Here is a 13,768-nt window from a genome sequence, read left to right on the forward strand (position 1 = left end):
TCGTGGACGGATCCGCGGAACCTCAGCTGACGTTGAGGTCAGGGCCCGTTGCCGGGCGGAGTTTCCTGGCGGAACCGGGATGTTGGCTTAAGGGGAAGCATGCCACAGCCGGCGGCCGGGACGCAGCCCCTGAGCAATGGCGGGGTTCTATACTCGCGGGAAGACCACGGCGACAAGGACGCAATGACGTGACTGAACGAATCGGAATCATCGGTGGCGGGATTGTTGGCATCGCACTGGCCCGCGCCCTTGCCCAGGCCGGGACGGGAGACGTCACGGTCTTCGAGAAGGAGCACCGGCTGGCCGCCCACCAGACCGGCCACAACTCGGGCGTCGTCCACGCCGGCCTCTACTACGCCGAGGGCTCGCTGAAAGCCCAGCTGTGCGTTGCCGGACGTGCGGCCCTGCGGGACTTCTGCCTGCAGAAGAACCTTCCCTACCGGGAAGTCGGCAAGCTGGTGGTCGCCGTCGACGAGTCCGAGCTGCCTGCCTTGGCCGAAATCGAACGGCGGTCCCGGGCGAACGGCGTGCCCGGCCTGGCCCGGATCGACGGCGCCGCGCGGCTGCGCGAGATCGAACCGCACGTCGCAGGGGTGGCGGCGGTCCATTCGCCGCACACCGCCGTCGTCGATTTCGCGGCGATTACGGAAGCGATGGCCCAGGACGTCCGCACCGCCGGCGGCACCATCCTGCTCGGGCAGGAGGTGGTTGCGATGGCAGTTGAAGGCGGCACCGTGCGAGTAGTAACCGCCGGGTCCGAGCACGTCTTCGACCGGGTGATTGCCTGCGCCGGCCTGCAGTCCGACGTCGTGGCCCGCCTGGTGGGCGCCGACCCCTCGCCGAAAATCCTCCCGTTCCGGGGCGAATACTGGTCACTCAGCCCGGAGCGGGACCACCTGGTGCAGGGGATGATCTACCCGGTGCCGGACCCCCGGTTCCCGTTCCTCGGCGTGCACTTTACCCGCGGTGTGTACGACGACGTGCATGTGGGTCCCAACGCCGTCCCGGCGCTCGCCCGCGAGGGCTACGGCTGGCGGACCGTCTCGGTGAAGGACACTTGGGATTCGCTGCGGTGGCCCGGAGCCGGCCCGCTGGCGAAAAAGCACTGGCGGATGGGCATCGACGAGATCAGCGCGTCGCTCTTCAAACCGGCCTACTACCGCAAGGCCCGGCGCTTCATCCCCGAGCTCACCATGGCGGACCTGACGGCGAAGACAGCCGCGGGCGTCCGGGCCCAGGCCTGGGGCCGCGACGGGTCGCTGCTGGACGATTTCGCGGTGGACCAGGTGGGGCCCGTGACGCTGCTGAGGAACGCGCCGTCGCCAGCCGCAACGTCGTGCCTGGCCATCGCGGACTACCTCGTCGAGCAGTATCTGAAGGCCCTGCGCCGCTGAGCCCAGCTGCCGCCAGATTCAGCCGGAGACGGGCTCAACCGCCGACGAAGCGGTTCCGCCCGGCGCGGTAGCCGAACACCGCGGCCAGCAATCCGACGACGAGGAACAGCACCCCGGCCGCCGCGAAGGATCCCGTGGCCTGGTGCAGCTGGCCGACCATCAGCGTGCCGGTGGAGCCCACCCCGTAGCCCACGCCCTGCATCATGCCGGACAGGTGCGCGGCGGTGTGCCCGTCCCGGGTGCGGACCATGATCATGGTCAGCGCGACGGCGGTCAGGCTGCCCTGGCCCAGGCCCAGCAGCCCGGTCCACAGCCAGATCAGCTCCAGCGGCCCGAAAATACTCAGTGCGAAGCCGCCACCGGTCATCAGCGCCACCACGGTGTTGATACCGCGCTGGTCCCGGAACCGGGTGGCCAGCGCCGGGGCAAACAGGGACCCCAGCATCTGCAGCACGATCGAGACGGAGACGATCAGCCCGGCTGTGCCGCCGTCGACGCCGCGTTCGCGCAGGATCGGGGCCAGCCAGGCGAAGACGCTGAAGGACATCATCGCCTGCAGCACCATAAAGATGGTCACCTGCCAGGCAATCCCCGAGCGCCACACGTTCACGCCGCCGTGCGACAACCGCTGGCGGCCGTGGCGCTGCCGGATGGCCACCGGCAGGAACAGCAGAAGAACAACGCCGGCGGGCAGCGCCCAGAACTGCAGCGCCGCGGTCCACTCCCCTGTCGCACTGAAAACGGGGTAGGTGAATCCGGCGCCGAGGGCCGCTGAGGCGCAGATCGCCGTGGTGTACAGGCCGCCCATCAGGCCGAGACGGTGCGGGAAGTCGCGCTTCACCAGGCCGGGCAGCAGCACGTTGCAGAGCGAGATCGCGGCGCCGCAGGTCGCCGTCCCGGCCAGCAGTGCGGGGAGGTGGCCTGCATCGCCCACGTCCAGGGGCCGCAGCAGCAGCCCTGCGGTGAGTGCGGCCATGGCGCCCAGCAGCACGCGCTCGGCCCCGAAACGGCGCGCCAGGACAGGAGCCAGAGGGGCGAAGACGCCCAGCAGCGTCACCGGCACGGTGGTGAGGACCACCACCGCCCAGCCCGGCAGCCCGGCGTCGGCTGTCACCTCCGGAAGAACTGCAGAGAAACTCGAGAACACCGTGCGGAGGTTCAGCCCGATCAGGACAAGGCACACGCCCAGGTAAGCCAGCGCACGGCGGCCGGCGGCCCGGGTGGGTTCCGCTGCGGGGACGTCGTCGATCTCGGCGTCCACCAGCATGCCCCGGCCGTCCTCGATCTCGAGGCCGCCGACGGTGGAGTCCTGGGAGCTCTTCGGTGCAGTCACGGACCCATTCTGGCAGGCTCGTCGCCGCTGGCGTTGGCAGCAGCGCCCGCCTGCGGCGCCCGTCAACAGCACCCCGCCGACGGTCCTGTCAGGTCCGGCTCAGGATCAGGTAGCGTTCGTCGCCGATCTCCTTCCCCCACAGCGCCGGGTCTGTCAGCGGGACGACGTCGGCGTGGCGGCGGTGCCTGAGAACCAGTTCCCGGCACTCCGCCGAGGAAATGCCGGCCCCCGTGCCCCACAGCCCTTCCACCAGGATCATGGTTCCGGGTCCGCGCAGGAGCCGCGTCCAACGGCCAAGCGCGGCGTCCGGATCCGGCAGCGCCCACAGCACGTGACGGGCCAGGACGACGTCGCAGCCCGCCGGCGGGTACGGCGGTTCCGAGGCGTCACCCCGCAGGAACTCAACAGCTGCCGGGGCCCGGGCGCCCGCGGCTTCGGCAGCCTTGGCCGCCTCGGCTGCCTTTACCCGCGCTGCCTCCACCATCCGTGCGGACAGGTCCAGGCCCCGGACGCGGTGGCCCGCCTCCGCCATCAGGATGGACAGGCTGCCGGTCCCGCAACCCAAATCGGCCACTTCGCTGGCGGGCACGGGGATGAGCGGCAGGATCAGCCCGGCCCAGGCCCGGCGGACGCCCGGATCCAGCAGGCCATGATCGGCCTCCCGGTCGAAGTCCGCCGCCTGACCATCCCAGTATTCGCGTATTGCGTCGGTCATGCGGACAGTCTGCCACGGACCCCGGACAGGAACGCGTGCCACGGTCCCAACGGCCCGACGGCGGAACTCCACTATTCTGGAAGGGATGAGTGAAACCCCAGAATCCCCCGAAACGCCGCAGCCACCGCGCCCGGTGACCCCCGGCAGCCAGGCCTCCTTCGGCACCTACGGCGGCCGCCCGGTCAGCTTCGTCCGGCGCGGCACCAGGCTGCAGGGCCGCCGGCAGGCTGCGTGGGAGGAGCATTCCGACCGGTGGGCCGTCGAGGTCCCCCGCCACATCGCCAACACGTCCGTGCACCCGGACTACGTCTTCGACGCCGAAGCCGAGTTCGGCCGCAAGGCGCCGCTGATCGTGGAGATCGGTTCCGGGCTCGGCGACGCCGTCTGCCACGCCGCCGAGGAGAACCCGGACACGGACTTCCTCGCCGTTGAGGTCTACACCCCGGGGCTGGCCAACACCCTCATCAAGATCAACAGCCGCGGCCTGAGCAACGTCCGCGTCGTGGAGGCGAACGCCCCCGAGGTGCTCGCCACCATGCTGCCGGCCGGTTCCGTGACGGAGCTGTGGGTGTTCTTCCCGGACCCGTGGCACAAGTCCCGGCACCACAAGCGCCGCCTCATCCAGCCGGCCTTCGCCGAACTGGCCTCGCGGGCCCTCAAGCCCGGCGGCCTCTGGCGCATCGCGACGGACTGGTCCAACTACGCCGTGCACGTGCGGGAGGTCCTGGCCGGATCCCCCGATTTCGAGAACCTGCACGACGGCGAGCGCAGCGGCCCGGAGAGCCCCCTCACCAAGGTGTGGGAATCCGGCGTCGAATCCCTTGTGGGCGGCGCCCCCGTCAAGGAGGGCCGCGCCCCGGTGAGCACCGAACACACCGGCCCGAACGAGGGCACCGACGAGACCGGCGGCTGGGCGCCGCGGTTCGACGGCCGGATTCTGACGAGTTTCGAGAACAAGGCGCACGAGGCGGGCCGGCTGATCTTCGACCTCAGCTACCGGCGCCGGTAGTTCGGGTCGAGCCGGCCCGCCGGCCGGGTCCGACCCCTCTGCTGCCGCCTTCCCCGGCCCGGATTCCCGGGTGCTGTTCCCGGGCGGCCCGGCGTGGCACGATTGCGGGAGATGCATGAACCGGGCCGGCCAAAGGCCCGGCAGAACCACCGAGACAGTTGAGGAATCCGCCATCAAAAAAGAAATGAAAACCGCCGCGGACACGGCGGAAGAGATCACCAACTCCCGTGCGCTGGAGGTCGTGGCCCGTGCCGGTTTCGCTGTGAGCGGCATCCTGCACCTCCTCATCGGCGTGGTCGCGATCCGGCTCGCCATGGGCGGGGAAGGCAAAGCCGATGTCAGCGGAGCCGTTCAGCAGCTCGCCAGCCAGCCGGCCGGCCCGCTGTTGCTGTGGACGTCGTTCGCGGCGTGCGTGGCCCTCGCCATCTGGCAGACCAGTGACGCCATTTTCGACTTCGAGCACCTGCCGGCCAAGAAGAAGCTGGCAAAGAAGCTCAAAGCCGCTCTGCAGGCCGTCGTCTATGCCGGGCTCGCCATCACCTTGTTCTCGTTCGCCAACGGCGCCGGTTCTGACCAAAGCAGCTCCACGAGCGACCTCACTGCGTCCGTGCTGAAAGCCCCCGGCGGCTACGCCCTCCTGCTCGCCATCGGCGCAGCCGTGGCGATCACCGGGATCGTGTACGCCATCCGGGGCTTCCGCCAGTCGTTCGCCGAACACCTCCGCCTCCCTGCCTCGCAACGGGCGCGGACTGCGGTGACGGTCCTGGGAGTCGTGGGCTATGCAGCCAAAGGCATCGCCCTGCTCCTTGTGGGGCTGCTCGTCATTATCGCCACCGTGAAGGCGCACCCCGAGGAGTCAACCGGGGTCGACGGCGGGTTGAAAGCCCTCCGCGACCAGCCCTTCGGCGTGTACATGCTGGCCGCCGTCGGCGTGGGCCTGATCTGCTACGGCATCTTCATGATGGTGCGGGCGAAACTCGCCAAGATGTAACGCCAGCCGTGAGACGCCCGGACGCGGAAACCGGGCCTTTGTGATCATTTGTTGCAAAACGTGTCGTAATTATTGGGAAATCGAAGATTCTGCAGGAAAGTAGGTGTTGCCTCCACTGGAAACGGTCGCGGCAATGAGAAACGACCTTCTTTACGAATTACTAACCATCCAGATCGGCTGAGAGACCTGGCTCGATGACGCCGTAGCAACCACCTTCGGGCACGGTGCTAATGCCAGGACCGATGGATATTGCCACGATCCCAGGTTCCACCACCCTGCGCCCTGCGGCGGCCGGCGTGTGTGGGGCCTGCGATTCTGGAGTTCCTCGGTCATGACCGAGAGGATCCCCGATGGGTACCAATGAATCACGCACGGCAACGACCAACACGAAGGCCAGACGCCGCCCCCTGCGTTTGCTGACCCTGATGGGGGCGGCGGCCCTGGCCCTGAGCGCCTGCGGCGCCAACCCGGCCGGCACCGCGGCCTCGCAGGTTCAGGACGGAACCCCGGTGCAGGGCGGAACCTTCGTCTTCGCCGAGGTCACCCCGATCAACAACTTCCAGACCCAGGCGGCGCGCTTCTACGAAAAGGCGAACGTCCTGAACAGCGTCTTGGACCGGCTGACCTATTTCGATGCCAAGAAGGGCGAGCTCGTCCCCTGGATCGCGAGCAAGTTCACCGCGAGCGAGGATCAGACCAAGTTCACCTTCACGATCCGCCCGGGAGTGACCTTCAGCGATGGAACACCGCTGGACGCCAAGGCGGTCCAGGCCAACTTCGACGCACTGGGGAAGGGCATCGAGAGTGCGAAGATCCAGCCGAACGTTGATTTCTCCACTTACCAGTCCTCCCGGGTCATCGGCGAGGACCAGGTGGAGGTCACGCTGTCCTCCCCCGACGCCAGCTTCCTGCGCGCCACGTCCTCCGTCACCGCCGGACTCGTCTCGCCGAAGACCCTCACCCTGGACAACGCCGGCCAGTCGGCCATCGCGAAAATCTCCGGTTCCGGTCCCTTCACCTTCGAATCAGAGAAGGCCGACGAGGAAATCGTCCTGGCCAAGCGTTCCGACTACGCCTGGGCGCCGGAGGGTGCCGCCAACCAGGGTGCCGCCTATCTGGACAAGGTCGTCGTGAAGTACCTGCCGGAAGTGGCGCACCGTGCGGGCGCCGTTCAGACCGGCCAGGTTGACCTGGTCCGCGGCCTGCAGCCAGCCGACGAAACTGCCCTTGCCGGGAGCGGCAACCAGGTCCTGCCGGCCAAGGGCATTGACCTGACGGCAAACATGGCCGCAGTACGGATCGGCAGCGGCAAACTCGCGGACGCGAAGGTCCGCCAGGCACTGCAGCTGGGCATCGACCGGCCGACGCTGAAGGACACGGTGCTCTCCGACAGCTACGAACTGGCCGGCTCCGTCCTGAACCGTGAAGCGCCTGACTTCACTGATCTCTCCGCCGACCTGGCCTACAACCCGGAGAAGTCGCAGAGCCTGCTCGAGGAGGCCGGCTGGGCGGTTGGCTCCGACGGCATCCGCGCCAAGGACGGCCAGAAGCTTGAGGTCACCGTCACGTCGTCGAATAACTCCGTGGTCATCAAGCCCGCTTTCGAGCTGATCGAGCAGCAGTGGCGCAAGATCGGCGTGAAGCTGGTCAACCGCGCGGCGGACAACGCCTTCCTGGCGACTGCCATGAAGGATCCCAACGTGGAATTCTTTGGAACCCGGCAGTTTGCCTACGGCGGCCTGGGGCCGGTCTTCGGCCCGGTCACCAACACGCAGACGTTGAATGCGGACCAGCAGCTCAATGAACTCTTCGCTAAGGAACGCGCCGCCACCAGCCCCGCAGCGCACAAGCAGCTCGTCGCCGACGAACAGCGCGCGCTGGTTGTGGACCAGGCGTTGGCCCTTGTGCTCTGGGACGAAGTCCAGGTTTACGGCGCCAACGCGAAGGCGCATGTCGACTTCACCTCCGGTACCGCGCCGATTTTCCAGGGTGCCTGGAAAACCGGCAAGTAGGCCGTCATGGGCCTCTACTTTGCGCGGCGCCTCGGGCAGGCGCTGCTTGTCATCTGGCTGGCGTACACGCTCGTCTTCCTGGCAGTCCAGCTGCTGCCCAGCGATCCGGTCACGATCTTCCTCTCGGCGGACGCTGCGGCGGACCAGGCAACGATTGATGCCATGAAAGCCCAATACGGCTACGACCAGCCGCTGCTGGTGCAGTATTTCGGCCAGCTTGGGCAGCTGCTCGGTGGAGACGTCGGGTACTCCCTGGCCTCCGGGCAGTCCGTGGCGACCCGCATCGGCGCGGTAGCCGGGTCCACCCTGGCGCTGGCCTCCAGCGCCTTCGTGGTGGCCGTCGTCCTCGCGGTGGCCCTCGTGGCCTCGGCCACGTTGAGCCGGTCGGCGGCGCTGAAGCGATTCATCACCAATCTCCCGCCGCTGTTCGCAGCGGTTCCGGTGTTCTGGCTCGGGCTCGTGCTCCTGCAGCTCCTGTCCATCCAGCTCGGCGTGATGTCCCTGTTCCCGGACGGATCCTTTGCGTCGCTGGCAGTTCCCGTCCTTGTCCTGGCCCTTCACGTTTCCGCCCCGATCGCGCAGGTACTGCTCAAGAGCATCACGAAAGTCTATGAGCAACCGTTTGTCGACGTCCTGCGGGCCAAGGGCGCGTCCCCCGCATGGATCTTCTACCGCCACGCCCTGAAGAATGCGGCGGGTCCGGCAATGACCATTGCCGGTATCACGGTGGGAACCCTGCTTGCCGGTTCCGTGATCACGGAGACCGTGTTCGCCCGCTCCGGCCTCGGCTCGGTGGTCCTTCAGGCGGTCACAGTCCAGGATGTCCCGCTGGTCCAGGGCCTGGTCCTGCTGACGGCGTCGGCGTTCGTTGCAGTGAACCTGATCGTCGACCTGCTGTATCCGCTGCTGGATCCCCGCATCCTCAAGAGCAGTGCCCACGGCTCGCCAAGAGCACTGACTGCCTGAGCCAGAACGGAGAACCTTGTGAGCATCGATCTACTACGAACGGACCCTATCGCTGATTTGGCCTCGCCGCCCGCCGGTGGCGGCACCGGCCCGCGCGGCCCGGGAAAGCGCCAGGGAAAGCGCCAGGGAAACATCCTGCGCTCGGCGGGTCTGTGGCTGACCGTCATTCCGCTGCTGATCGTCCTGGGGTGGGCATTCCTGCCGGGCCTTTTCAGCTCCTTCGACCCCATCAGTGGCATTCCGAAACAGAAATTCCAGCCGCCAAGTGCCGGGCACTGGTTCGGAACCGACCACCTGGGCCGGGACGTCTACTCGAGGGTCGTCCACGGCACCTCGCAGACCCTGCTCACAGCAGGGCTCGCTGTCCTGATCGGTTTCGTGGTGGGAACGGCGTTGGGCCTGTTTGCCGCGACGGCGGGCCGGGCCGCCGATGCGGGCACCATGCGCCTCGTGGACGTGCTTTTGGCCGTGCCGGGGTTCCTGATCTCCCTCATCATTGTGACCGCGTTCGCGCCGGGACCAATCTCGCTCGGCGTCGGTGTGGGCATCGCCTCGATTGCCTCGTTCGCCCGTGTGGTGCGCTCGGAAGTTCTCCGCGTCCGCAACCTGGACTACGTCGAGGCCGCTTTCCTCAACGGGGGATCCTACTGGTCCGTCGTCTGGAAGCATGTCCTGCCGAACTCCTGCGGCCCGGTCCTTGCCCTGCTGGCAGTCGACCTTGGCGCTGCCATTCTCGCAATTTCCGGGCTTGGCTTCCTCGGCTTCGGTGCCCCTCCCCCCACGCCGGAGTGGGGTCTGCTGATCTCCGAGGGCCGGCAGTACCTCGCCGGAGCATGGTGGATGACAAGCCTGCCGGGCCTGGTCATCGTGCTGACGGTGGTGCTCTTGGCCGGTCTCGGACGCCAACTTCTCAAGATCTTCCGGTTCTAGTCAGGAGCCCCATGACACTCAACGCAGCAAACCCCATCGCCGAACCCGGGCCTCTTCTTGAGGTTCGCGGACTGCAGGTCGAATACGGCCGCGACCCAGGGGCCATCGTGGCCGCGGATTCACTCGACCTGGTCCTCAAACCGGGTGAGATCGTCGCCGTCGTTGGCGAATCCGGTTCCGGCAAGAGCACGCTCGCCAAGTCGATCATCGGCCTTCTCCCCGAAGCAGGCGGGATCTCTGCCGGAACCATTGTGTTCGACGGAATTGAGCTGACCGGACTTTCCGAACGCGCAATGGAGAAAATCCGTGGACGCAGGATCGGCATGGTTCCGCAGGATCCCGGCGGCTCGCTGGACCCGGTGAAGACGGTCGGATCCCAAGTGGCCGAGGTCTTCCGGCTGCACCCGGAGGACGGCAAACGCTCCAAAAGCGAGATCCGGGCGGAGGTCATCCGGCTCTTCGAACTGGTGGGCATCGACCGGCCGGCGGAGCGGCTGAAACAGTACCCCCACGAGCTCTCCGGCGGACTCAAGCAACGGGTCCTGATCGCAATCGCCTTCAGCCTGGGACCGAAGCTGCTGATTGCCGATGAGCCGACCTCCGCGCTGGACGTCACGGTGCAGCGGCGGGTGCTCGAGGTCTTCAGCAAGCTGGCGCGGGACCACGGGACGGCCGTCATCTTCGTGACCCATGACCTGGCCGTCGCCACCGACCTGGCCGATCGGATCGTGGTGATGCGGCAGGGCAGGATCCTAGAAGACCGTCCCGTCGCCGAGATCCTGGCGCAGCCGGAGGACGACTACACACTCAGGCTGCTGCGGGAGGCCTCTCCGGCCGCCCCGAAAACCGGCCTGGCGGCAGCGGCTACGGCCCGCGAGGAGCCCGTGGCGGCGATCGAAGTCCGCGGACTCACCAAAATCTTCGGGAAGCGCGGGGCAGAACACCGCGCGGTGGATGACATCAGTTTTGCGGTGCGCCAAGGAACCACCTTCGCCCTGGTCGGCGAGTCAGGGTCGGGCAAGTCCACCACGGCCCGCATGATCATGCGGCTGCTGGACCCGACGTCAGGCACCGTGAAGATCCACGGGAACGATGTCACGTCAACCGAGGGCAAAGACAAACGGGAGCTGTGGCGCTCCCTGCAGCTGGTGTACCAAAATCCGGATTCGGCGCTCGATCCGAGGCTCACCGTGCGGGACATCGTCGCCGAGCCCCTGGTGAATTTCCGCGTCGGGTCGCGGCTGGAACGTCGTGCCCGGGTTGTCGAACTCCTTGACCAGGTGAACCTCCCCGCACGGGTCGCCGGCAGCAGGACCAAGGAGCTGTCCGGCGGCCAGCGCCAGCGCGTGGCGATCGCCCGGGCCCTCGCCCTGGGCGCCCGCACCATCGTCTTGGACGAGGCCCTCTCCGCCCTGGACGTCCTGACGCAGGCCCAGATCCTGCTCCTGCTCGAAGACCTGCAGCGCGACCTGGGACTGTCCTACCTGTTCATTTCCCACGACCTGCACGTTGTTGAACGCTTCGCCCACGACGTCGGTGTGATGAGCCGGGGCCAGCTGCGCGAAGTCGGCCCGACTGCGCAGGTCTTCTCTAATCCGCAAAGCGAATACACCAGCCTGTTGCTCGATTCCAACCCCGGCCACCGCCTGCGCGAACTCGTCGCGGCGACCAGCCACTAAGAACATCAGTACCCGTTCAACGTTAGGAACATGATGACTGTCCCGACAGAAGTAAGAGAACTCAGCGGGGAGGCCCGCTACGCGGAGTTGTCCGCCCGCTTCCAGGATGTCTTCGCGCGGATCGCGGAAGGTGCCCTGGAACGCGAGTCCAGCCGCGTCCTGCCGTTCGAGCCCGTCGCCTGGTTGAAGGAAAGCGGCTTCACCACCATCCGGGTCCCCGCCGAGCATGGCGGGGAGCCCGTCAGCTATGAGCACCTGAGCCGGCTGCTGATCGAACTCGCCGCCGCGGACTCCAACGTTTCACACCTGCTGCGCTCACACTTCTCGTTCGTGGAAACGATTGCCCTGCAGCCGGTCGAGTTCCGCAACCGCTGGTTCCCCCGGGTCCTGGCCGGGGAGATCTTCGGCAACGCTGCGACGGAACGCTCCGGCAACGCGCTGGGCACCACCCAGACCAAGCTGCGCGAGGAAGGGGGCCGCTGGCTGCTGAAGGGCGAAAAGTACTACACAACCGGCAGCATCTTCGCCGACTGGGTCGTGGTCATGGCGAGCACGGAGGGCCGTGAGGGCCGCCAGTACGCCTTGGTCCGTGTGGACGACCCCAAAGTCACGATCCTCGACGACTGGGACGGGTTCGGGCAGCCGCTCACCGGCACCGGAACGGCCATCTTTGAGGACGTGGAGGTCGACGCCGGGGACATAATCCAGCGCAAGGTCACCAGCACGCTGGAACCGGCTTTCTTCCAGCTCGTACTGCTGGCCGTGCTCGTCGGAATCGGCCAGGCGGCGCTTCGCGACGCCAGCGCGCTGGTCCGCGAGCGCACCCGCACCTTCAATACCGGATCAGGTTCGCTGTTCCGGACCGATCCGCTGATTCAGGAACGCGTTGGCCAGATCGCCGCCGGCGTCTACGCCGCCCGGTCCGTCGTGGTGGCGGCCGCACGCGATCTGGATGCCGCCGTCGACCCTTCCCTCGGACTTGATGAGGAGGCCGCCTTCGTCCGGGCCGAGCTCGGGGTGCAGCAGGCCCATGTGACGGTCCCGGGTCTCATCCTGGCCGCCGCCAATGAGCTGTTCGATGTCACCGGCGCTTCGTCGACCAGCCGGGGCAAGGGGCTTGACCGGCACTGGCGCAACGCCCGGACGGTAGCCACGCACAACCCTGCTGTGTTCAAGGCGCGCTCCGTCGGCGATTATCACATCAACGGAACCATTCCCACGGGCCTGCACAGCATCGGCGACGCGGTCCAGGCAACTACGCAGATCCAGGGGAGTGATTCCTGATGGGAACCTTTGACGAACGTCCGCGGCTGCTCCTGAGCGCTTTCGTGATGAACACAACCACCCACATCCTGGGCGGTCAGTGGCGGCATCCGGAGGCGCAGCAGCACCGCTTCAACGAGCTGCAGCTGTGGGTCGACCTGGCCCGCGAGCTGGAGGAGGCAAAGTTCGATGCGATGTTCTTCGCCGACGTCGTGGGGCTGTACGGCGACCACGAGGGCGGCTGGGCCTCGTTGGTGGAGCGGGGGCTTCAGGTCCCCTCGAACGATCCGCTGGTGCTCTGCTCCGCGCTGGCCGCCGTGACCAAGGATATTGGCCTGGCCATGACGAGCTCGGTGATCCAGTCGGATCCGTTCCAGTTGGCCCGTCAGCTCTCGACCCTGGACCATATTTCCAATGGACGTGTCGCCTGGAACATCGTGACCAGTGTGCTGGAGAACTCCCACCGGAACTTCGGCAACGCCGGGCTCACTCCGCACGACGACCGGTACGACTGGGCCGAGGAATACACCGAGGCTGTCTACAAGCTATGGGAGGGTTCCTGGGACGACGACGGCCTGCTGGCCGACAAGGTCCGCGGCATCCACGCGGACCCGGCCAAGGTCCACAAGATCAACCACCGCGGGTCCCGTTACTCCATTGACGGCCCGCACCTTGTCGCGCCCAGCCCGCAGCGCACCCCCTTCCTGTTCCAGGCGGGGAGCTCCTCCCGCGGCAAGAAATTCGCCGCGGAAAACGCGGAGGCAACGTTCCTCTTTGCGCCCAACGTTGACTACGTCAAGAAGCAAACCACCTCCATCCGGGCCCTCGAAGCCGCCGCCGGCCGGGCCGCCGGCGACGTCAAGATCTTCGGCGGACTGTCCTTCGTGATCGGCAGCACCGAGGCGGAGGTCGACCGCAAGCAGGCCGAATACGACGAGTACTTGGACCTCCACACGATCATCGCGCACATCGGCGGCGGGATCGGCGTCGATTTCGGTGGTCTCCCGCTCGATACCCCGCTGGGCGAGATCGAGACCGAGGGCGCCCAAGGCGTTCTTCAGGCGGCCATTGCATCCGTGCCCGGCGGCAAGCCGACCATTGGTGACCTGGCGCGATACCGGGCCAAGGCCCAGCAGATCGCCGGCACGCCCGAACAGATCGTGGACGAACTGGAACGGTGGCAGGATGCCGGGATCGATGGTGTAAACATCATCAACCAGATCATCCCCGGGTCCTACACCGACTTCATCCAGGGCGTGCTGCCCGAGTTGCAGCGCCGCGGCCTGGCCCAGACGGAGTACGCGCCGGGCACCCTGCGTGAGAAGGTCTTCGGCCGTGGCCCGAAGCTCGAGCCGACCCACCCCGCAACCCGGTACCGCGGTGCCTTCAGCGAGCTGTCGGCAGCAGCAACAGTGAAGGCGAACGGCCTGGCTCCGGTGCAGGCTTAGCCGGATACTGCCCCGGCACCAAGCGAGC

General features: G+C 67.2%; 11 protein-coding genes and 1 riboswitch. Of the genes, 9 read left to right on the forward strand and 2 right to left on the reverse strand.

Features of this window, described 5'->3' with window-relative positions; genetic code table 11:
• The first annotated feature begins 188 nt into the window (after positions 1-188).
• Positions 189-1,394 carry an L-2-hydroxyglutarate oxidase gene (gene lhgO, locus AC1DC5_RS16690; RefSeq protein WP_476865884.1) on the forward strand — a complete coding sequence of 402 codons (1,206 nt, stop codon included), beginning with the start codon at positions 189-191 and terminating at the stop codon, positions 1,392-1,394.
• Positions 1,395-1,428: 34 nt separating this feature from the next.
• Here lhgO and AC1DC5_RS16695 read toward each other — a convergent pair whose 3' ends face one another.
• The gene (locus AC1DC5_RS16695; RefSeq protein ID WP_476865966.1) at positions 1,429-2,661 is read right to left on the reverse strand and encodes an MFS transporter; all 1,233 of its coding nucleotides are present in this window, start codon (positions 2,659-2,661) and stop codon (positions 1,429-1,431) included.
• 154 nt (positions 2,662-2,815) lie between these two features.
• Positions 2,816-3,442, reverse strand: a complete 627-nt coding sequence (locus AC1DC5_RS16700; RefSeq protein WP_476865885.1) for a class I SAM-dependent methyltransferase — start codon at positions 3,440-3,442, stop codon at positions 2,816-2,818.
• Positions 3,443-3,527: 85 nt separating this feature from the next.
• Here AC1DC5_RS16700 and trmB point away from each other — a divergent pair, with 85 nt between their 5' ends.
• From trmB to AC1DC5_RS16740, 8 genes are all read left to right on the forward strand, one after another.
• The gene (trmB, locus tag AC1DC5_RS16705; protein ID WP_441406155.1) at positions 3,528-4,451 is read left to right on the forward strand and encodes a tRNA (guanosine(46)-N7)-methyltransferase TrmB; all 924 of its coding nucleotides are present in this window, start codon (positions 3,528-3,530) and stop codon (positions 4,449-4,451) included.
• 184 nt (positions 4,452-4,635) lie between these two features.
• A complete protein-coding gene (locus tag AC1DC5_RS16710) occupies positions 4,636-5,442 on the forward strand; it encodes a DUF1206 domain-containing protein (RefSeq protein WP_441406156.1) in 807 nt (268 codons plus the stop codon).
• Between the two features lie 161 nt (positions 5,443-5,603).
• Positions 5,604-5,691, forward strand: a riboswitch (SAM riboswitch).
• Positions 5,692-5,792: 101 nt separating this feature from the next.
• Complete coding sequence (locus AC1DC5_RS16715; protein WP_476865886.1) at positions 5,793-7,454, forward strand: ABC transporter substrate-binding protein; 1,662 nt, start codon at positions 5,793-5,795, stop codon at positions 7,452-7,454.
• Between the two features lie 6 nt (positions 7,455-7,460).
• A complete protein-coding gene (locus AC1DC5_RS16720; RefSeq protein ID WP_476865887.1) occupies positions 7,461-8,420 on the forward strand; it encodes an ABC transporter permease in 960 nt (319 codons plus the stop codon).
• Positions 8,421-8,438: 18 nt separating this feature from the next.
• Complete coding sequence (locus AC1DC5_RS16725) at positions 8,439-9,350, forward strand: ABC transporter permease (RefSeq protein ID WP_476865888.1); 912 nt, start codon at positions 8,439-8,441, stop codon at positions 9,348-9,350.
• 11 nt (positions 9,351-9,361) lie between these two features.
• Positions 9,362-11,029 (forward strand): dipeptide ABC transporter ATP-binding protein, encoded by a 1,668-nt coding sequence (locus AC1DC5_RS16730; RefSeq protein ID WP_476865889.1) that lies wholly within the window; start codon positions 9,362-9,364, stop codon positions 11,027-11,029.
• Positions 11,030-11,062: 33 nt separating this feature from the next.
• Positions 11,063-12,313: an acyl-CoA dehydrogenase family protein gene (locus AC1DC5_RS16735; protein ID WP_476865890.1), complete on the forward strand. Its 1,251-nt coding sequence runs from the start codon at positions 11,063-11,065 to the stop codon at positions 12,311-12,313.
• On the forward strand, positions 12,313-13,740 hold the full coding sequence (locus tag AC1DC5_RS16740) for an NtaA/DmoA family FMN-dependent monooxygenase (RefSeq protein ID WP_476865891.1): 1,428 nt from the start codon (positions 12,313-12,315) through the stop codon (positions 13,738-13,740). The genes AC1DC5_RS16735 and AC1DC5_RS16740 overlap by 1 nt, the downstream gene beginning before the upstream one ends.
• Positions 13,741-13,768: the final 28 nt, after the last annotated feature.

The organism is Arthrobacter sp. 10L424 (assembly GCF_056395325.1).